The organism is Rhodococcus gordoniae (assembly GCF_001646655.1).
GTDB lineage: Bacteria > Actinomycetota > Actinomycetes > Mycobacteriales > Mycobacteriaceae > Rhodococcus > Rhodococcus gordoniae.
In genome coordinates this window covers 1-19,744 of sequence record NZ_LPZN01000054.1, presented here as the reverse complement: position 1 = coordinate 19,744, position 19,744 = coordinate 1, and the positions used below count along the sequence as shown (strand labels likewise).

Annotated in this window: 19 protein-coding genes, 3 pseudogenes and 1 other annotated feature; of the genes and pseudogenes, 13 read left to right on the top strand and 9 right to left on the bottom strand. The window is 64.2% G+C overall.

The genetic code is table 11. The annotated features are described in order from the left end of the window. The first annotated feature begins 86 nt into the window (after positions 1-86). From A8G18_RS19050 to A8G18_RS19040, 3 genes and pseudogenes are all read left to right on the top strand, one after another. Positions 87-1,490 carry an amidohydrolase family protein gene (locus tag A8G18_RS19050; protein ID WP_064065096.1) on the top strand — a complete coding sequence of 468 codons (1,404 nt, stop codon included), beginning with the start codon at positions 87-89 and terminating at the stop codon, positions 1,488-1,490. Positions 1,491-1,513: 23 nt separating this feature from the next. Next, complete coding sequence (locus A8G18_RS19045) at positions 1,514-1,765, top strand: Atu4866 domain-containing protein (protein WP_172506155.1); 252 nt, start codon at positions 1,514-1,516, stop codon at positions 1,763-1,765. A gap of 260 nt (positions 1,766-2,025) precedes the next feature. Further along, positions 2,026-3,295 (top strand): annotated as a pseudogene (locus A8G18_RS19040) (IS1634 family transposase); the annotation flags it as partial. 78 nt (positions 3,296-3,373) lie between these two features. Here the strand turns inward: A8G18_RS19040 and A8G18_RS19030 are convergent. Genes A8G18_RS19030 through A8G18_RS19020 form a run of 3 tightly spaced genes read right to left on the bottom strand, consistent with a single transcriptional unit; the run spans position 3,374 to position 6,215 of the window. Continuing rightward, complete coding sequence (locus A8G18_RS19030; protein WP_064065103.1) at positions 3,374-4,366, bottom strand: tyrosine-type recombinase/integrase; 993 nt, start codon at positions 4,364-4,366, stop codon at positions 3,374-3,376. Further along, the gene (locus A8G18_RS19025) at positions 4,366-5,292 is read right to left on the bottom strand and encodes a tyrosine-type recombinase/integrase (protein WP_064065101.1); all 927 of its coding nucleotides are present in this window, start codon (positions 5,290-5,292) and stop codon (positions 4,366-4,368) included. Before A8G18_RS19025 ends, A8G18_RS19030 begins: the two co-directional genes overlap by 1 nt. Further along, entirely contained in the window at positions 5,292-6,215 is a 924-nt protein-coding gene (locus A8G18_RS19020) for a tyrosine-type recombinase/integrase (RefSeq protein WP_084421966.1), read from the bottom strand. Before A8G18_RS19020 ends, A8G18_RS19025 begins: the two co-directional genes overlap by 1 nt. A 171-nt stretch (positions 6,216-6,386) precedes the next feature. On the opposite strand from A8G18_RS19020, the pseudogene A8G18_RS19015 reads away from it, so the two are divergent. From A8G18_RS19015 to A8G18_RS22890, 3 genes and pseudogenes are all read left to right on the top strand, one after another. Then, positions 6,387-6,758 (top strand): annotated as a pseudogene (locus A8G18_RS19015) (IS1634 family transposase); the annotation flags it as partial. Positions 6,759-7,025: 267 nt separating this feature from the next. After that, entirely contained in the window at positions 7,026-7,658 is a 633-nt protein-coding gene (locus tag A8G18_RS22895; protein WP_147290719.1) for a hypothetical protein, read from the top strand. 78 nt (positions 7,659-7,736) lie between these two features. Further along, a complete protein-coding gene (locus A8G18_RS22890; protein ID WP_147290720.1) occupies positions 7,737-8,072 on the top strand; it encodes a hypothetical protein in 336 nt (111 codons plus the stop codon). Between the two features lie 37 nt (positions 8,073-8,109). Here A8G18_RS22890 and A8G18_RS19010 read toward each other — a convergent pair whose 3' ends face one another. Both A8G18_RS19010 and A8G18_RS19005 read right to left on the bottom strand, forming a co-directional pair. After that, complete coding sequence (locus A8G18_RS19010; RefSeq protein ID WP_245207922.1) at positions 8,110-8,931, bottom strand: IS3 family transposase; 822 nt, start codon at positions 8,929-8,931, stop codon at positions 8,110-8,112. Between the two features lie 356 nt (positions 8,932-9,287). After that, a pseudogene (locus A8G18_RS19005) lies at positions 9,288-10,569 on the bottom strand (IS3 family transposase). Further along, positions 10,164-10,292 (bottom strand) — a sequence feature (AL1L pseudoknot). Its footprint overlaps the pseudogene before it by 129 nt. 313 nt (positions 10,570-10,882) lie before the next feature. Between A8G18_RS19005 and A8G18_RS19000 the strand changes: the two are divergent. Beyond that, positions 10,883-11,830, top strand: a complete 948-nt coding sequence (locus tag A8G18_RS19000; protein ID WP_245207919.1) for a barstar family protein — start codon at positions 10,883-10,885, stop codon at positions 11,828-11,830. 90 nt (positions 11,831-11,920) lie between these two features. Here the strand turns inward: A8G18_RS19000 and A8G18_RS22885 are convergent, their stop codons facing one another. Beyond that, positions 11,921-12,364, bottom strand: a complete 444-nt coding sequence (locus A8G18_RS22885) for a hypothetical protein (protein WP_147290721.1) — start codon at positions 12,362-12,364, stop codon at positions 11,921-11,923. Positions 12,365-12,412: 48 nt separating this feature from the next. On the opposite strand from A8G18_RS22885, the gene A8G18_RS18990 reads away from it, so the two are divergent. From A8G18_RS18990 to A8G18_RS18980, 3 genes are all read left to right on the top strand, one after another. Continuing rightward, positions 12,413-13,363 (top strand): SMI1/KNR4 family protein, encoded by a 951-nt coding sequence (locus A8G18_RS18990; RefSeq protein WP_064065090.1) that lies wholly within the window; start codon positions 12,413-12,415, stop codon positions 13,361-13,363. 195 nt (positions 13,364-13,558) lie between these two features. Beyond that, on the top strand, positions 13,559-14,668 hold the full coding sequence (locus A8G18_RS18985; RefSeq protein ID WP_064065098.1) for a M15 family metallopeptidase domain-containing protein: 1,110 nt from the start codon (positions 13,559-13,561) through the stop codon (positions 14,666-14,668). A gap of 42 nt (positions 14,669-14,710) precedes the next feature. Continuing rightward, the gene (locus A8G18_RS18980) at positions 14,711-15,148 is read left to right on the top strand and encodes a recombinase family protein (protein ID WP_342435216.1); all 438 of its coding nucleotides are present in this window, start codon (positions 14,711-14,713) and stop codon (positions 15,146-15,148) included. 43 nt (positions 15,149-15,191) lie between these two features. Here the strand turns inward: A8G18_RS18980 and A8G18_RS18975 are convergent, their stop codons facing one another. Genes A8G18_RS18975 through A8G18_RS18965 form a run of 3 tightly spaced genes read right to left on the bottom strand, consistent with a single transcriptional unit; the run spans position 15,192 to position 16,690 of the window. Then, entirely contained in the window at positions 15,192-15,743 is a 552-nt protein-coding gene (locus A8G18_RS18975; protein ID WP_064065089.1) for a DUF2716 domain-containing protein, read from the bottom strand. Next, positions 15,740-16,537 carry a hypothetical protein gene (locus A8G18_RS18970; protein WP_064065097.1) on the bottom strand — a complete coding sequence of 266 codons (798 nt, stop codon included), beginning with the start codon at positions 16,535-16,537 and terminating at the stop codon, positions 15,740-15,742. The genes A8G18_RS18975 and A8G18_RS18970 overlap by 4 nt, the downstream gene beginning before the upstream one ends. A gap of 6 nt (positions 16,538-16,543) precedes the next feature. Beyond that, a complete protein-coding gene (locus A8G18_RS18965; protein WP_245207918.1) occupies positions 16,544-16,690 on the bottom strand; it encodes a cold shock domain-containing protein in 147 nt (48 codons plus the stop codon). Between the two features lie 630 nt (positions 16,691-17,320). Here A8G18_RS18965 and A8G18_RS18960 point away from each other — a divergent pair. The 3 genes from A8G18_RS18960 to A8G18_RS18950 all read left to right on the top strand — a co-directional run bounded on the left by A8G18_RS18960 (position 17,321) and on the right by A8G18_RS18950 (position 19,652). After that, positions 17,321-18,292 (top strand): hypothetical protein, encoded by a 972-nt coding sequence (locus tag A8G18_RS18960; RefSeq protein ID WP_147290722.1) that lies wholly within the window; start codon positions 17,321-17,323, stop codon positions 18,290-18,292. 252 nt (positions 18,293-18,544) lie between these two features. After that, positions 18,545-19,129 carry a hypothetical protein gene (locus A8G18_RS18955; protein WP_064065087.1) on the top strand — a complete coding sequence of 195 codons (585 nt, stop codon included), beginning with the start codon at positions 18,545-18,547 and terminating at the stop codon, positions 19,127-19,129. Positions 19,130-19,415: 286 nt separating this feature from the next. Beyond that, positions 19,416-19,652, top strand: a complete 237-nt coding sequence (locus tag A8G18_RS18950; RefSeq protein WP_147290723.1) for a hypothetical protein — start codon at positions 19,416-19,418, stop codon at positions 19,650-19,652. Positions 19,653-19,744 lie beyond the last annotated feature (92 nt).

The window sequence follows — 19,744 nt, the reverse complement described above, 5'->3', positions numbered from 1 at the left end:
TCGGCGAATTCGCCGAAGGCGTATTGCATCACGCCGGTTACACCTTCCACCGCTCCTGACCTGCCACCAACCCCCGAAAGCACACCATGCCGAAGAATTCCCTCACCGAGTTCACCGCGGCCCGCGACAGTGGCCGCCCGATCCTGCTGACCGGCGGCGCCGTCGTCACCATGGATCCCACCATCCCGGACCTCGACACCGGCGACGTCCTGCTCGTCGGCTCCCGAATCACCGCAATCGGACCCGACCTGCGCTCCGATCCCGAGCACGGCGCCACCGCCGCAGCGGCCTTCGTCGTCGACACCCGCGGCGCGATCGTCAGCCCCGGCTTCGTCGACACCCACCGCCATGCCTGGGAGGCGCAACTGCGCCGCAGCATCCCCGACGTCGCCGACCTCGGTGAATACGTCATGTCGACCCTGGCCGGCGTCGCGCCGAACTACGCGCCGGAGGACATGTACATCGGGACCCGACTCGCCGCGCTGACGGCGCTCGACTCGGGTATCACCACCATGCTCGACTTCTCGCACAACTCACGCAGCTCCGCGCACTCCGATGCTGCGCTCAACGCGCTCATCGACACCGGAATCCGAGGAGTGCATGCCTCGATGGGTCCGCACTTCGGTGAGTGGGACCGCCAGTGGCCCGCTGACATGAACCGGTTGGTGAGCGATTTCCACGGCGCCGCAGATGGTCTCGTCACCGTGCGACTGGCCGCCCTGTCCACCGACGAGATCGGCGGACCCGTCATCGCCTACGGACCCGAACTCGCCGCTCTCGCTCGCGATCTCGACGTGTGGACGAGCATCGACGCGGTTTTCGGAGTGCCCTCGTCCGAGGCGATCCTGCGCTGGGCGCGGATGGGGATCCTCGATCCGACCCTCACACTGATCCACTCGACCGGACTGACCTCCGAAGCATGGTCGGCGATGGCAGATGCCGGTGTCACGGTCTCGCTCGCCCCGACCTCCGACGCGCAGATCGGTCTCGAGACGGCGGTGCCCGCTGTGGACGAGGCCCTCGCCGTCGGGATCCGGCCGGGTCTGAGCATCGATGTGGAAGTCGCGCTCGCCAGCGACATGTTCACCCAGATGCGAGCCCTGCATGCCATCCAACGCATGCGCGCCACCAACGCTGCTTACGGAACGGACGAGTCCCTCAACCGGATCACCACGCGTGACGTCCTCGACTTCGCGACTCTCCAAGGGGCGCGCGTGAACGCGCTCGGAGACGTCACCGGTTCGCTGACCCCGGGCAAGGAGGCCGATCTGCTCATCGTCCGTGCCGACGACGTCAACAACATGCCTCTCAACGACGCCGTCGGCACGCTCGTGCTCGGCTCCGACGCACGCAACATCGACACCGTCCTCGTCGCAGGTACCCCGCGCAAATGGGCAGGTTCGCTGGTCGGCGAAGACATCGACGCCCTCCGCGAGGACGTGATCCGCTCCCGCGACCACATCACCCGACGGGTGGCGGCAGCACTGTGAAGACGACGAAGGAAGCGAAGAACATGAAGCAGGAACAACACCCGTTCGTCGGACTGTGGGTGACCGCCGACGGGAACATCCGCCAACGCCTCCTCCCGGAGGGACGATACGTCGAGGCCCGCGGGAGCCGGGAGGCCGCCTACACCGGTGACTACCGGGTCGACGGCACCATGATCTATTACCGCGACGATACCGGGTTCTCCGCCGACGGCGAGTTCCGCGGCGACGTCCTGTATCACGCGGGAATGGTCATGCACCGAGACCCGATCGGGTGAAGCCCTCGTCGAACTGACACCGGTAACCCGCAGAGGAGGCTTGCACCCGAATGTGCTGGGTGCAAACCGCCGCACCCAGCCAACGGAACACGGATCGACTGATCGATACGGGAGCGTATCAGCCGGCATAAACGAGAGGCCTCGAACCTGAGTTGGCTCACGCATTCGACATGAACGACGGCTCACGTCTGTGACCTGCTGGTTCTTGTCGCGAGCGAGCTGATTTCACGCACTAACAGCCAGGGTTTTAGGCTCAGCGCGTGGCGTTTGTCAGGAAGGTGCGCACCAAGTCCGGGGCCACGGCCGTGCAGGTCGCCCGGTACGTGGGCGGCCGGCAGGAGAGCGTCAAACACATCGGTTCCGCCCACACCGACGTCGAATTCGGCATGCTCCTCGAACGCGCCAGTGCCTGGCTCGAACCCGACCAGCAGGCCCTCGACCTGGGTGTCACGCCCCAGGTTCCCGTGGAAAAGCCGCTGGTCGGCGGGCAGAGCGCACTGCTCGAACCTGCAACCGGACCTCCGCAGGTCGATGCGCCGGGACGTACCGAATCGACCGGGTCGGTGCTGCTGCGGCAGGTGCTGGCCGAGGTATACGACCAGCTCGGCTTCGGGATCGTCGACGATGCGGTGTTCCGCGATCTGGTGATCTCCCGCATCGTCGAGCCCGGCTCGAAACTCGATGTCGGCCGGGTCCTGCAGGATCTCGGGGCGGACCCGCCGAGCTACGCCACGATCAAACGCCACCTCAAGCAGATTGCCGCAGGTAAGTACCGGGACAGGATCGCCGACAAGTGTTTCGCTCATGCCGCCGAAACCGGCGGCATGAGCCTGTTGTTGTACGACGTGACGACCTTGTACTTCGAGGCAGAAGAGGAAGATGACCTGCGCAAAGTCGGGTACTCGAAGGAACGACGAGTCGACCCGCAAATCGTTGTCGGGCTGCTGGTGGATCGCACCGGTTTCCCGCTCGAGATCGGCTGCTACGAGGGCAATTCGGCCGAGACCCACACGATTGCGGAAGATCGTGCGGCAGTTCCAGGCCCGTCACGACCTCGACGGGGTCGAGATGGTCGTCGCCGCCGACGCCGGGATGCTGTCCGCGTCCAATCTCGCAGCGTTGGACGAGGCCGGGCTGAAGTTCATCGTCGGCTCCCGCGCCACGAAAGCGCCCGGTGATCTAACCTCCCACTTCCATTGGAACGGCAATGTTTTCACCGATGGTCAGATCATCGACACGATCACACCACGGCACGGCCGCTCCGTGGTCAACAACCGCCGGCGACGAGCCGAGCCCGTCTGGAACGAGAGGGACCATCCGAATGCGTGGCGGGCGATCTGGCAGTACTCGCGCAGCCGCGCCGCCCGGGACGAGAAAACACTCAACGCGCAGGAAGCCCGCGCCCGGGCAGTGGTCGACGGGGACACCGCCCCGAAATCGACGCGGTTCGTGAAGGCGACTGCGAAAGGCCGGCGACTGGATACCGCGTCGCTCGAACGAGTCCGGATGCTCGTCGGGCTGAAAGGTTATGACGATGTCGGGGTTATGCCGACACGGTTCGCATCGTTGCTGGTGGGGGTCTCGGTATCGGTGGATTGTTCGGCATAATCACAAGCCTTGCAGCCAAGCCAGGAGCGAGTCCGGCGGTGTGTAGTCACCTGCGACGGTCTCCGGTGGACGTGTCCGTTCGAGAGCGCGTCGTTTGATGTCCATGTCGGCGTGAAGGTAGATGGCGGTGGTCGCGGTGGACTCGTGGCCGAGCCAGAGCGCGATGACCGCGGTGTCGATGCCGGCGGCAAGGAACCGCATCGCCGCGGTGTGCCGGAGGGTGTGGACGGTGATGCGGGTCTCGGCCAGTTCCGGACAAGCCAGTGCTGCGCGGTGCAGGTGGGTGCGTAGCCGTTGCCCGATCGCGTCGGCGGACAACGGTTCGCCCCGTGGGTTGGGGAACAGTGCGTGCCCGGGTCGGGTGTGCCGTTCGCGCAGATAGGCTTTCAGAAGCATAGCGGTGCCGGCTGTCAGCGGTGTGGTGCGGTGTTTGCGGCCTCTCCCGGTGCAGGCAACATGTGCGGCGGTGCCGAGATGTACACTGTCGACGGTCAAGGAGATCAACTCGCTGACACGCAGCCCGGTGTGGGCGGCGAGGGTGAACATGGCCTGATCCCGTCGCCCGGTCCAGGTCGTGGTGTCGATCGCGTCGAGCAGGGCCTGTGCCTGGGTGGCGGTGAGGTAATTCAGCTTCGGTCGCGGGTGTTTCTTGACGGGGATCGCCTGAACTGCCGCGATGGTGTCGAGGTGCTCGGGCATGGTCGCGCACTCGAAGGTCAGCAACGCCTTGATCGCAGCCAACCGCAGGTTGCGTGTGGCGATGCTGTTGCCGCGATCGTTCTCGAGGTGATCGAGGAACTCGGTGACGCAACGGTGGTCGATGTGTGCCAGTTCGAGTGCGTGGGGCGGGATCTGCGTGCGTTCGGCGACGAAGGTCAGTAGCAGTGCCCAGCAGTCGCGGTAGGTTCGGATCGTGGCCGGGCTCAATGCCCGCTGGGTGAGCGCGTAGCTGGTGAAGTACCGCTGCAGGATCGGGGCGAGACGGTGGTTCATCACCACTCCTGGCCGTGGTCGAGGCGCCCGGCGGCGATCGCCGCGACTTCCGGTGCGGCCTGCAGATACCAGTAGGTGTCGACCGGGTTGGAATGCCCGAGCCAGAAGGACAATACGGTCAGCGTGTGTGCGGGATCGCGTCCTGTCCGGTAGGCCTCGATCATCGTCCGAGTGGCGAAACTGTGGCGCAGATCGTGCAGGCGGGGACGGGCACCGGCCCGGCGGACCAGTCCGACACGACGCACCATCTGATGGAAACCGCAGACCTCGGAGTAGGACACCGCGGTGCCTCTGCCGGTGACGAACAGCGGCCGATCGGCGCCGGTTCCCAGAACCCGACGTGGTGAATCGCCCAGGTAGACGCGGAGCGCCTCGGTGGTGCTGGTATCGAGGCAGACGATGCGTTCGCGACCGAGCTTCGCGGGCCGGATCATCAGGGTGTTCTGCTCGGTGTCGAGGTCGCCGACATTCAGGTGCAGCGTCTCACCGATGCGCATTCCGGTGACGAAGAGCAACCCGACGAGGGTGCGCATGGTGGCAGCACGCAAGGGCGTGAACACCACGTCGGCGGCGTCCATGAGGTCGACGATCTGCGAGGTCGAATACAGATACGGGGTGGCTCGACGAGACGAGGTCGGTGCCTGCCGACAGGCCGGCACGACGACGGGTAGGCCGGATCCGGCGAGATAGAGCGCGAAACCCCGCACGATCGACAAGCGGGCCGAGACCCAGGACGGCGCCGCCCGATCAGGGGCGTTCGCCCAGGTCAGCACATCGGAGTTGCTGAACAGCAGACTGTCGTCGCGACTGTGAGGCAGCGAGGCAACGAACTGCGGGAGCAATCGCTGTATCTTGCGGCTCGGTTGGAATCCTCGTGCGATGCGGAAGGCGAGGTACTCGTCGATGAGGGCAGCCCAGTCGGGCATCACTGCCCCCTGACCGGCCACGGGCGGGCGAGGGGACGCATCGACGTCAGATCGAACGACGAGTACGCCATGGTGACCTGCCGGGTGGCGTGCCCGAGCAGCTCACCAACCTCCTCGAACGTGCCGCCACCGGCCAGCACGGCACGAGCAGCACTGTGTCGCAACCGATGTGCGTAGATCGTTCCCAGTCCTGCTGCCCGGGCGTTGCGGGCGACCGCAGCAGTGACCGCGCCGCGGGTCATCGGCACCGGCGTGCCGTAGTTCGTGAGGAACACTTCACGGAGAGGTGTCGAAGTGGGACGCCGATGAAGGTAGTCCACCAGAGCAGAACCGACATCACCGGGGATGGGCAGCTCGAGGACGTTGCCGCCTTTGACCCGCACTCTCAGGTGCGCGTGTGCCCAGTCGATATCGTCGAGGCGTAGTCCGCCGGCTTCGCCGGCACGTAACCCGAGACGGGACATCAGGATCAGCAGCGCGTAGTCGCGGGCTCCGCCCAGCGTCCGCCGATCCGGCGTCGCCAACAAACGTGCCAGTTCGTCCGGGTGCAGCGCCTTCGGGATCTTGCCGGACCGATGGGTGATGACCGTGCCGACCGCGCCGGTCAGATCCGCGCTCATCTGTCCGGACATCCACGCGAACCGCAGGAAGCAGCGCAGCACAGTGGCTTTGAGTTTGCACGATTGTGGGGCGTATCGCCCGCTCAGATCTGTGACATAGGACCGGACCTGCGGACCTGACACTGCGTCGAGGTCGACCGTGCCCGACGGCGTCGTGACGGTGTCGAGGAATGCTCGAGCGTGCCGGATATAGCACTGACGGGTCATCGCGGATGCATTCTTGCCCGTAATCAGGTATCGGTCGAAGTCCTCGATCGCGTTGTCGATCGTGATCCAGCGGGAGTGGTCATTGGTAGTGGACATAGCTGGGTTTCCTTCCCTTCGTCACCAGGGAAGACCAGCATCACGCCTGACTCGGCAGTCGGTGATTATGCCGAACAATCCACCGGCGACGACGCCGCCACCAGCAACGATGCGAACCGTGTCGGCATAACCCCGACATCGTTATAACCCTTCTTAGGTCGAACTCGGCCTAAGAAAGGCTACGTCACCAACCTTCCTGTCTCGCTAATGGATCCGGGTGAAGTCATCGGGAAGTATCACGAGTTGTGGCACGTGGAACAGTCGTTTCGGATGTCGAAAACGGATCTGCGGGCACGACCGATCTTCCACCGCACCCGCGACGCCATCGAGGCGCACCTGACGGTGGTGTTCGCGGCGTTGGCGGTCTCCCGGGTGGTGCAGGACCGCAGCGGTCTCGCGATCGGCAAGGTCGTCAAGCTGTTGCGGCCGCTGCGGTCGGCGACCATCGCGATCAACGGCACCCGACACACGTTCCCGCCGCAGGTCGAGGCCGATATGCAGGTGCTGCTCGATCGGATTTCAGGTACCGAAGCCACGCACTAACGAAATGAGCCAACTCGGGTTGTCTCCCCAACGCTGGCGATTGTTGTGCTCGTGATCGAATCGATTCGTCGAGTATCTGATCAACTGTCAACCCATCTACGGCCACTATTGACTTCACAGGAGTGGTGGGGAACCCTTATTTGGGGGAGCGCGGACGGCGGGTTCGTACCTTTGTCCGATATCCGCGAGACGTGTGGGATGCAATGTATTTCTTTACCTCCGACACGAGCCTCCGTGGCTTCCCGCCGTGACGCATGAGGGGGCGCAATGACTGGTACCGAAATCCGATGGGCTCGTACCCTCGCTGTACCGGCGGGGGAGGATCTCAACGGGTCACCTCCCACTAACGTGCTTGGTGAACCGAACGCATACACCTACGCGATCCACGACGAGACTCCGTCAATCACGGTGAAGGACTTCGGATGCAGCTATAGGGGCTTGGCTGATCTGCTGGGCTCGGCATTCGCCGGCGACAAGGTAAGTCCCGACGCTTTCAGGAACGCGGATGTACTTGCCTTCGAGCACAACGGAAATTCTCCAGCTCCGTCGGGTGGCTGGGAGAGTTGCGAGTGGAAGTTCAGTGACAGTGGAAACTCACTCGTAGTTAGATGGGACGCTGAGACATCTGCCCCACGCGATGCCCACGTGGTGGCCAACGGAAGTATCAGAGGCGACGAATTCTGTGCCTTCTTCAACGTGCCCGAGCCAGACTTGTTGCAGGTAAACTCCGCAGCTGGCTCCGCCAAGGAGGCAGTGGTTTCTTTCCTGCTCTTCAAGATTCGCCCCGAGATAGATGTACACGACGAATCATTCGAAGTCGCCATCAATCTGACCGTAACCTCACCCGATGTGGATGCCATCGGTGTATTGGTGCACGGAGATGATCTCGAAATTAGATGACGAGTAACAAGTTCATGGGGTTCGCGCGATAGCGCAGGAATCTGCGTTGCGCGGAAAAGCATAGGAGAAGGTAGCATCATGGCGAGGACCATAAGAGTATTATGGAAAAACGCAACGACGGGCTGGAGAAATTACAACTGGAACGGCCTTATTAATATGCACTCCACTGTCCACATCTCCGCATGCGAAGCCGTTCATCATAGAGATTCTTTCGACCCCAAGTTTGGGATAAGTCGAGTCAAGGGCGCAGCCCAGATTGAAGTTAAGAATATTCGACCACACCCGCCCAACCCGGGCGACGACATAACTGGCGGGGTCGAGTTTTTCCTAGTCGTTGACTGGAAAACGCCGTTGAATGTCTGCACGGATATCACGGTGTTCGACGTGCCAGAAGACTTTCACGTTATTGAATGACCTCCGGGACTGCTGCACGATTCGGTGACAGTTTCGGTCACGCAGCCTGTGTGGCTGGTGTGGTCATGATCGTCTCGAACTCGACCGGCGTCAATCTACCGAGTCGGAGCTGACGTCGCCGGCGGTGGTAGATCCGCTCGATCCAGGTGACGATCGCGATGCGTAACTGCTCGCGTGTGGCCCAACGTTGCCGGTCGAGGACGTTGCGTTGGAGCAGCGCAAAGAACGATTCCATCGCGGCGTTGTCACCGGCCGCCCCGACCCGGCCCATCGACCCGACCAGATCGTGACGACCGAGGGCGCGGACGAATTTCCGGCTGCGGAATTGCGATCCGCGATCGGAGTGGACCACGCATCCGGCGATCGAGTCCCGTCGTGCTACTGCGGATTCGAGGGCGGCCACGGCGAGGCGGGACTTCATCCGGTCGCTGATCGAGTAGCCCACGATCCGGTTCGAGTAGACGTCCTTGACCGCACACAGATAGAGCTTGCCTCGTCGGTGCGGTGTTCGGTGATATCGTTGAGCCACAAGTGATTCGGCTTGTCCGCAGTGAAGACGCGGCCGACGAGATCGTCGTGCACCGGCGGGCCCGGAACGACCCTTCTTCGAACCGCGTCTCTTCCCGAAGACGCTCCACCATCTGTTGGTCGAGCAGATCCGCCAGGCTGTGCGGTCCGACATCGACTCACCCGCCTCGCGGGCCTCGTCGGCGAGAAACCGATAGCCGAACTCCGGATCTTCACGATGGGCGTCGAACAGTGCGTTCGCCCGATAGGCCTCCTCGAGCTCCGTATCGGTGACCGGATCAGCGAGCCACCGATAGTACGGTTGCCGTGCGATCCCCAGGACCCGGCACATCCGCCGCGACGGGGATCCCGCCGGCGGCCAGCTCGCGGACGAGCGGGTAGATCATTTTCCCGGAAGATTCGCCTGCGACAGGTACGCGGCAGCCCGGCGCAGCACCCCTCGTTCTCCTGCTCGAGCAGACGGATGCGTTTGCGGGCTTCACGCAGTTCGGCGTTCTCACCGGCGGTGGTGCCAGGCGCGAGGCCGTCCTCGATGTCGGCCTTTCGCATCCAGTTGGTCAGGCACGATTCGCTGATGCCGAAGTCCGCGGCGATCTGCCGCAGGTGCTGGCCTGGTTCGCGGTTACGGGCTACCCTGACGACGTCGTCGCGGAACTGTGAATCGCCCCGAGTTCGGCGGAGGCTCGGCTATCTGGTTCCGGCCTCAGCGAGGACCGGGGTTTCACGGTAGTCGACCGCCGTGTGCTTCGACCAGTAGGTGGCCTCGTACTCGGCAGGTGGAACGTGGTCGATCTCGCCATGCAAGCGGCGATGATTGAACCAGTCGATGTACTCGGCGACCGCCCACTCGACGTCTCCCACGCTCCGCCAGCCCCCGCGTGGACGCATCACGGGATTGCGAATGCACTCGGCCTTGAACAACGAGTTGAACGCCTCTGCCATCGCGTTGTCATACGAATCACCTTTGGAAACAACGGAAGACACCGCATCACACTCGTCGAGTCGCTCGGTGTAGCGCACCGCTCGATACTGGACGCCGCGGTCGCTATGGTGAATCAACCCGGCAACGTCCTGGCCGACCCGTCGGCGCGCCCACAACCCCATATCCAAGGCGTCGAGGGCTAGATCGGTGCGCATCGACGTCGAGACCTGCCACCCGACGATCATCCGGGAGAACACGTCGAGGACGAACGCGGCGTACACCCACCCCGAATGCGTACGAATGTAGGTCAGATCCGCCACCCACAACGTGTTGGGCGCGTCGGCGACGAACCGCCGCTGCACCCGATCCGCCGGCCGCGGAGTCTCGACCCCGTCACTGTGTGTGGTCTTCCGGCCTTTCAATCGGGGTATTCCCTGTAGCCCATCGGCTTTCATCAATCGTTCCACGGTGCACCGGGCCACCGGCATCCCCATCCGCTTCAGGCTGGCGTGCACCTTGCGGACCCCGTACACCCCGAGATTGTCGGCATGAACCTTCCGGATCTCGGACAGAACCTGACGGTCACGCACCGCACGGGCCGATTCGGTTCGCTGTGGGCTCAGATGGGCTCGGACCGTGGACGGAGCGATCTGGGCGGCTGTCTCGCGCAACGCCGCGCAGATTGGATCGACCCCGTGTTCGTCGCGGTGAGCGGCGACGAACTCCACGATCAGCGCTGTGGGCGGTCGATCTCCGCCGCAAAGAAAGCCGAGGCCTGCTTGAGGATCGTGTTCGCCGCCGCAGCTCGCGGTTCTCTCGTTCCAACTGCGCGATCCGTTCGGCATCACTGGTCGTGGTTCCCGGACGCACACCGCCGTCGACCTCGGCCTGCTTGACCCAGGTCCGGAGCGCCTCTGGGTGCACTCCGAGCTGATCGGCGATCCGTTTGAGCGCACCCGGCCGTGTCGCCGGATCCTGGCGGGCCTCGACCGCCATCCTCGTTGCTCGTTCCTTCAACTCAACGCTGTACTTCCGCGGTGCTGCCATGCTCTCCATCCTTCACAGGTTCGAGAGCCTCCGCCGAACTCGGGGCGATTCAATTGGCGAACTGGACCTCGCTTTGGGGATCGCTGCTCTTCGCTGTTCTGCTGGCAGCCCTGGGAGCGGTCGCGGCTGCGCTGCACGGCCGTCCCGCGCCGGGCAACTCCCGCGAGCGGTCTGTGGCAGCGACGTGATGACAGGGCGGACGACGTTCTCCCGGGTTGGTCATGTGTCAGGCATGTGTTAGCTGTGGAGGGTTTCGTCAGCGGACGGCCCTACGTCCGGGTCTACGAGGACGCCGGCCTCTACGCTCACGGTCATGGTGCGCCGCGCAGTGTTCGACCCCACCGATCGTGAATTGTTCATCGAGCAGCGGCACCGCTTCGATTGGAGCCTGCTGCAGAACGGCCATGTCTTCCGTTACGACACCGGCTTCGAGCTCGACAATGCCTGTGATCGGCTCGGCGGCGTGGGATATCTCGTGCACCGCATCGACGCGCACCCTTGGACCTCGACCGGCGACATGTACGACGCCCTCGCCGAGACCTTGTCCTACCGCCGTTCCTACGGCGCGAGCCTCGACGCGCTCGCGAATGTGTTCGCCGATGTGGGCACCTATCTGTTCGGCAGTGACCCCGCCACCACCGGCACGGTCCTGGCCATCGCCGGATTCGACACTCTGCTCGGTCTCGAGCCTCGCACCGCGCACGTGCTTGTCGACAATTTCGCCCGACAGGCACGCCTGGCCGGCTTGTACGGCCATCCCATGCTGTGTCTGATCGACACCCGTGCCACCGACCTTCCGCCGGTCGGCGGAATCGACATCTACCGTGGCAGCGTCTGGGATGCCGAACCGGATCCCCCACGCCCGTTCCACCCCGACGACCTGCTCGAGTACACCCTGCACGTTGTCACCGCCGATGTCGCCGGCTACCTCGTCGCCCTCCGAGCAGTGCTGACCGACCTTCTCGCACCCATCGGACGCTGGCAGATCAGCGACCCCCACCGGATCACCGACCCGACCGTGATCGACGATGCCCGAGCCAACGCCCAGCACCGCCCGCACCCGTTGACTTCGGATGACGAGTTGTGGCACATCCGCATCGGGATCCACGGGGCAGGCGATGAAAACCAGCTCGGCGACCAACTCGTCCACGCCCACCACGACGCGGGGTTGCATTTCGAGGGACTTTTCTCGCATCTCTACACCGCCGGCACCACCGAACACACGCAGACATCGACCAGGTATCCAAACCTGCGCGACTGAACCGGGGTTGTGGGAACGGGTCCAGGCGCTCACTCGTGACCGACACAGATGTCTCGACCCCGAACGCATCGACCGGACGGACGGGAGTATTCAACTCGAGCACAAGTAGCCGATCTCGGCGATCACCCGATCCGAACTGCGAGCGATCCACACCGCGTGCCCGTCCCGAAACGTCGGCGTCAGCAACCGCTGTCCGTCGATGGGCCACTGCACGAACGGCATCCCGCCGGCCAGCTGATCCTGCAGCTCACCGGCGATCAGCACCGCCGCCTGCGGCGCCGACTGATCTACGCGCACACCTGTGAACCCGACACTCTTGAATACCGTGACGCCCACCGTCTTGCGCCGAGGCCGACGGCCGGCGTCGAGTATCAGGTGACAATCGCCGGTATCGAGCACCGACACCGTCCACAGACAGTTCTGTGTATAGGTCTGCCCTCCCGTCCTACATTCGACAGAACCGCAGCTGGTCTGGTGAGACGAGAAGACCGGCGCTGGTGTCGGCTGATTCTTTGAGGCCTGTACCGCGGTCACGTGCTGGTCACCGCATGCCCCCAGCCGGACCGAAGGAGACTCGATCACATGACGACGCACTGGCGGATCACCATCAGCTCAGTCCAAGAAGATGATTCTCGCCGAGGACTCGTGACTCTGAAAGGCAGCACATCGAGCAGCGCCCTGCCGGATGTCATCGGTGATGCCGCAGACCGTGCACATGCCTGGGCCGACAAGTTCGGCAGGACCCTCGCCGGTGGCGCGACTCTTCAACTCGACGGCGAGGACGAAGATGACGATTACTACAAGATCGAAGGTCTCGACGGTTCACTGTCGGTCGACGAGATCGTAGAGCGCGCAGTCCGAGAGAGGGTGCATCGCCGATCCCAGAAGGAGCAATCGCCTCCCCGATCAGAGCGATCAGTCCGGACACCGGTTGGGGTGGCTTCTCGCTACGGGGCCGAGTCCGCGGGTTTCGCGGCAGTGTGGCAGGCATTGCGAGACTTGGTCGCCGATGTCTCGATCGTCAGTGGTGCACCCCTCGATGACGTTACGAAAGTGGAGAGCGCGACGGGGGTCCGATGGACTGCCGACCTGCGGACACTGTTCACGCAGCACAGCGGTGGCTTCGAGCTGGTTCCTGCTTTCGAGTTGGTGGATCTGGGTCGTGTGCTCGAGGTGCGGCAGATGTTCTTCGACGCTGAGGAATTCGTAGTCGAACAGAATGCCGATCTTCCTCCGGTTGCCGCAGATGCCGAGCGTCCGGCGGGATCACCAGCGGATCGCTTCGTTCCGCAGTTCATTCCGATCGCCGAAGACAACACCGGTGCTGTGCTGGTCGTGGACATGCGCAGCGGCGAGCTGAGCGGCTGCGTCATCGAGTTCAGCACCAGCATGGGGGGCTCCGAGGCGTTGTGGCCGTCGCTCGGAGCGCTGGTAAGTGATGTGCTCACCGCCCTGACTACAAACGGAGCCTTGTTGCAGGGGAAGTATCGGCCAGAGGTCGGGGCGGGTCTTACGTGGTCACGAATGACGTGAGCACGTAGTGGTGTTCGAGCAGTACGTTTTCAGGGTTGAACTCCGCCATGATCACTACCTCGACAGATCTGGCGGTCCCGCTACCGGATGTGTTGAGTGATCGCGGCGGAGCGCACATGAGGGGCACCGATCAGAGCGGTGGTTGACCCGTTTGTCCTCGGAGTGGGTGCAGTCCTCGTGCGCTACCGTGCCTTGATGAACCAATCCGGCGTGGCCGTCGCGGATCATCATCAGTTCGTCCTGGGATCTGTGACCGCGGAAACCTACGAACCGTCGGAGACCGGCAGTGTCATCGAGGTCGGGCAGAACTTCGTCACGGTCATGACCGGCATCGCCTACGGTCCGGTGTCGTTGACCGTCGAGGTCTGCGACAACGAGCCGGCTTTCCACGCCGATCGGTGCGCGTGGGAGGTCGCGGAGGAAGCCACGGTGAAGGTGACCAAGGCATTCGCCGTGATCACCCTGAGTGGGGAGAAGCTACCCGACTTCGACCGGCTGGCCATCGGCCGGGGGTCGTATCGGTTCCGGGTGTCCGGTCGTGGTCGGGACACGCACTGGGCTCTCGAGGTCGACGAGCCCACCGAGGAGTATCTGGTGCAGGTGTGGCGGGTGAATCGGCCCCACGGGATGTTTCGGCTTCACAAGACGGACAGTGCCTGGGATCAGGAGATCGTCGAACATCCGACCCGCGCGTGGTGGGACCCCGATCCGGCCGCCGACGCGACCATCTACCTGAGGGTCGGCTACGAGAAGATGGCCGAGGCGGCGAAGCAGGAGGCCATCCGATGGGGTGGGAGACCGCCGTCCGAGAAACTGAGCCGGTGCCCCCAAGCGATCGACCTCGCCGGTGTCGATCGCGCGCTTGCGGACGCGATCGCGAGGCCTCGCGAGCCGAAACTTCGGCGCATTACCGTCTGGGCTGTCCGACGAGCCTTCACCATCGCCGGCATCGCCGACAGGGATTGGATCGCGCCGGCACTGGATGCGCTCGAGGACGGCAACCGGACGTTGCCGCCCCCGTTCGGCCGCGACGAACCTGAGCAGCTGTGGCAGGCGTTCCAGGACGACCCCACCATCGACACCACAATCCCTGAGAACGGTCCGGCTCCGGCGCCGGTCATCGCGATGTACGCGGTGCGAGATGCCTCCGAATCGTTTGCATTCGATCCGCTGCGGGGCACGTTCCAGAGCCTTGAAACTGCCGCTCGGACCGACGGCGGGAACTACATCGCGCTGATCCGCGATCTACGAAGGGAGTTCTTCCCGAAGTTGATGCCCGCCGACCGGTACGAGAGATGGATCTGATCAATTGTCCGCCGCGGTGTTCGCGAGTACTCCGGGGCACAGTTGTGCTTCGAGAACCATGCCATTTCCATCGCTCGGAACCGTGCCACCTATCACCGCAGATCACCGGTCCACCAGGCACTGTTCGATCGACTCGGCCGGTCCCTGCCGCATCTGCTTCAAGTGGTCACCGACCTCGAAGAGCGCGGTATCGGGTTCCGGTCGGTGACCGAAGCAGTCGACACCACGACCGCCGGCGGCAAGCTGATCTTCTCCATCTTCGGCGCGCTCGCCGAGTTCGAACGCAACCCCATCCACAAACGCACCTCGGACGGCCTTGCCGCGACCCGAGCCCGCGGCCGGGCCGGGGGCCGACCACCGAAGATGACGCCGAAGAAGATCAAGCAGGCGAAGCTGATGCGCGACAACGGGATGAGTCAGACCGAGATCGCGGAGATCCTCGGGGTCGGACGCACCACGCTGTACCGGCATCTGAAATGAACAGCGGACCTGAAGCAAGGGCAATCGAGGATGTTCGGGCACGTTACGCATCGTCGGGTCGGAGGCCGTCGATTCGTGTGATGGGCAGCCACGTCGCGAGGGTCCGCCCCAGCGAGGCCAGCAGTCGTTCACCGAACACGCACAGGGTTTGTTCCCACGGGTGCCCGAAGGTTCCCTCGCTCAGGTCCTCGCGCAGAAAGATGTAGTAGTCGCCGTTGGGGTAGACCGGCACCCGCCACTCGGTGTCCGGGGTGCTTGCATGCACGGCGGCATCGAGCCGGTAGCAGGTGTGCTGCCAGTCCAGCACCACGAACGTCGGATCGTCGGCGAACTCGGTGACGAAGCACCGCAACGCTTCGGTATTGACGGCGTCGAAGCGACTCGACCATGCGCCCGCGATGTCGGCGGGTGCGGTGAGATCGAACGTGATCGACGGTGCCGGTTCGGCGATCGCCGGCCACGTCGCTTCGTCGGTACCGGGCCGGAACCCGAACCGGTTGGTGAACCGATCCCAGTACTGAGACCGGTGTTTCTCGTCGAGTGCGGTCCAGCCCGGCGGCAACGGATTACCGAAGTCGAGCGTGTGCCGCATCATGGCACGGCTCCTGTCGAGGGCGGCTGTGACCGCGTGTACGGGTTCGGTGGTAGCGGGTTGACGTCGTCGCTGTCCCAGGTGACCCGGTTCGTGGCGGTGGTGTCGGTGGTCTCCAACTCCGGGCGGGCATGCAGCGCTCGGGCACAGTCGACCGACGAGCCGATGTAGGTCGACATCAGATCGATGTCGGTGGCGACGAACCACGCCCGGTCCTGAGGCCACCACAGGTTCGGACCACACCAGCCCAGTGTGCGGACGGCATCGCGCACGGCGCCGTGGACCAGGTAGTTGTCGCGACCAGGAATATGTAGCCGCGGCGTGTTTTTCGACAGTTCGATGTCTGACGCTCCGCCGCGCCCTTCCCAGAACCCGAACCAACAGTCGTCGGGGGTGTCGGTGTACTCGGCGAGCACCGTGGCCAGCGCCGCGAACTGTTCTTCGGGCATGTCCCCGATCTCGGGTGCATCGTCCCAGACGGTGCTGTTGCCGTCGCCGTCGCCGCGGTTGGTCCCGGCGTGCAGCAGGGAGAACCATTCGACGGTCGGATGGATCATCGCGCCTGTGGTGGCCGCGATCTCGGCCCATCGCACCGGCACCACGGCACCGGAGTCATGCGCGACGCGCGTCGCCGGATGCAGGACCCGTGTGTAGCCGGGGTAGATCGGCGGCACCAACGAGCCGACGGTGGAATCGAAGCGGGGCAACGCGGCGGTGACCCAGTCACCGGCAGCGACATCGTCGAGGACGTCGTGGGCCTGCCACACCGACCCTGGGTCCTCGTTGTTCGAGAGCATCACGACTCACTCGTCCAGCGGCTGAATACGGGTGGCGCGGAAGGAGTATCCGTCCTGCTGTGCGGGTTCCCAGTCGAGCTGGACGGCTGCGCCCACGGTCAGTGCGCGGAATCCCGTTCCGTCGATGTGGCTGAAATGCGCCCCAACACCCACCGGGGGTGTCGGGGGAGTCGAGCACGCCCCACCCGAGCTCGGCGTGCCATTCGCGCACTGTTCCCGTTGTCCGTCCCATGGTGATGACCATGTCACGGTTTTGCGCTGTCAGCCTCGATTCTCGCGCGAGGTCATGGGCGCGCTTGGGACCTGGGAGCATCCGGGTCGGATCCACTCTGGAGACGTGTCTCTTCTGTGCTGCTTAATCATCGTCAAACAACAGGTGTCGATGGTCAGCCGAAGAACGAGTTTCGCACCGGCACCGAGCCGAGGTGAGGCGGTAGTGTGCCGGCAAGGGTGGCCCTGCGCCCGGTGGCGTCGTCCATCGGATCGTCGAGTGCGTGGGGTGCAGCAATGACTGTCGAGTCTGGTGGTAGCGCGATTGCGGTGTTCGTTCCCGGTTGGGTTTTCGATGACCGTTCGCTGGATCCTCCTGTTGTGGGTGACGTCGTCGAGGTGGTGTTGAGGTTTGATCCCACCGCTGCATCGGCGCCGGGTGTACGCGTGGTGCGTGCTGTGGCACGTCCCTTTTTCGGGTGTGCCCCGGGTGCGTCTGCTGACGGTCGATTGTGGTGGCCGATCGAGCTGATCGGTGATCGGTGGTGTGCCGAATTGGTGTCCGATCGGCCGGTGGCGGGACCGGTCGAGCTCACCGGACGATTCTTCGTCGACATCGGGTGGACGGGAGCGGAGCATCCCACCGCGGTGCGGGGCCGGGTCCGGCGTATCCGGTTGGTCGAGCAACGCATCGAATCCGAGCCGGGCGGCGGGCTGCGTGTGGTCGACGGTTCGGCGCGATCGAGTGCCGTCGAGGCCACCCCGCAGCATTTCTGGTCGAACTGGTCGGATTCGTCGGCCGTGGATCCGTGGGTTGCGACCGGGGTGCTCCTCGAGTTGGACCTCGACGATGTGCCGTTGCCCCAGCGCAGGTTCACCGCGGGTGCGGTGGCGGTGCACGAGTGTGATGTATGGGTGATGGACCGCTCCGATCCGGTCCTGCTGCATGTCGACATCTCGCACACCCCGGCGGTGGTGACCGAGTTCCTGGTGCCGCTGACGATAGAGGCGCCGACCGCGGCGTGGACCCGCGTCCTGCATGCCGATCGGAACGGCTGCTGGATCACCTCCCAATATGAGGTGTTCCGGTGCGATCGGAGCGAACACAATGCGGTGCGCATCGAACGCGTTACTACCGGGGGTGGCCGCAGTGTCGTCGATGGGGGACGGCTGTTCCTGTGCACCTTTCCCCGCCCGATCCTGCGGATCGATCAGCGGTACGGGGTGGTGCGCGTCGAACCCGATCCCTATCCGGTGCGCCGGCTCGATGAGGACGGGCAGCTGGTTCCGGTCGAGGACGCGGCACTGGCCGCTCGGATATCGGCACGCAAGAGCAGACCGGATGTAGCCGAGTCCGCGGACGGAACCCGTTGGGTCGCCGCGGGAGATCTGGTCGCAGTCCGTCCGGACGGCACCGGTGAACGGATCGATCTCGAGACTCGAGCCGCCGGCGTCGTCGAGTGGGTCCGGTCCGATCCGATGACCGACCCGAGGAACGCCGACGTGATCACGGTGCTCGCGTTCCCGGAACCCGACGAGCAGTAAGCCAGCAGATCTGGGAGCGGAGCTGTCCCGGGGCGGCCAGGTCGTGTCTGATAATTGCGGGTTTCCGGCGGTGGGCGTGGGCGACACCGTCGTGAGGCCCGGTCCCGGCTGCTACGGAGCGTTCCTACGGTCTCCGAATCATTGGAGCAGATTGGGGCGCGAGTGGTCTCCTGTTGGACGATCGCCACACAAGACACTGCTTGTCGGGATCGCGCGGGGCCGGCGCGGGCCGACCACGTAGATACTGGCTGGGTGAGTTTCGAACTGTGCCACGATGTCTCGGTCGCCGATTGGCTCGTCGAGCAGAGACTTCCGTGGTACCGATTGGCAGGTCGCGGCCCGGTCGGATATCCGAGCTATGCGCGGGTGAGGTTCATCCCCGATCCGAGCTTTCCTGGACAGAAGACGAGTGACGTCGATTTCGATCAGAACGCATTGTCGGAGAAGGATCAGATCGGCGTGGCACTGGAGGTTCTGTCTCGATACACGACCACACCAGACGAATGTTACTTCTGCCTGTGGGAAGGGTGGGGCACCACCACCATCCGCTCGGCGCCCAACTTTGCGATCCCCAATCGCGTCTACTGGTTGTTCCGCGGCACGCTGGCGGACTACACGGACTGGAATAGCGACGACCCTGCGCGGTGGCCGTATGGCGACTGTCCTGATCCTGCCTTCATCTGGCCGGCGGACCGTTCCTGGTGCATCACCAACGATGTCGATCCGCACTTCGCCACGATCGGCGCCGGCGCGGATGCAATCGAGCGTATTGTGGCCGACGAGCGAATCGACGCGGTACTCGACGATCCTGCACGTGAGCCGCCGTCCTGGGAGTAGCCCAACACCGGGCCGGTTCTCGTCCGTTCGAGGGAACCTGACCAGGCCCAGTGAAGGAGGGCCGACCGAGTCCGTGCTCTCCGCTCGGGACGGACTCGAAAAGCATTAACTGCTCGTTTCAGAATGGCCTGGTACACGGAAAGTGGGAGCCGACTACGGTCCACAGTGGAGCCGGCGCCGAGCACTACGCTGTTCATCAGGGAGCCACCGACCTTGGAAGGTAGGGATGCGCAGGGCCGCCTATCCGATGGCTGACACTCCCACTCCGATCGAGGAAGGCACCACCATGACCAGTCCGAACGACGCTTCCGGCAACGACGAGACCGAGCTCGAGGACGACTACGACCTTTCGCTCGGGGATCCGATCATCGAGGACGGTGAACCCACCACCTGGGAAGAGTTCGCTCGAGACGCCGGCGTCGGTCGGTACCCGGACGGTCCGCCACCCGCCGTGGGTGGGCAGGTGATCTTCGGTGGGGACTCGATCGTTGTCCTCGAGGGGGACGACGAACCGCCTCGATAGGCGTGTGTCAGCGCATCAGCAGCGTGCGCCGGGGGACCTGCACAGCACCTGAGGGTGCGGCCCGGTGGCATATGTCGGCTCCGGTTGAAGCT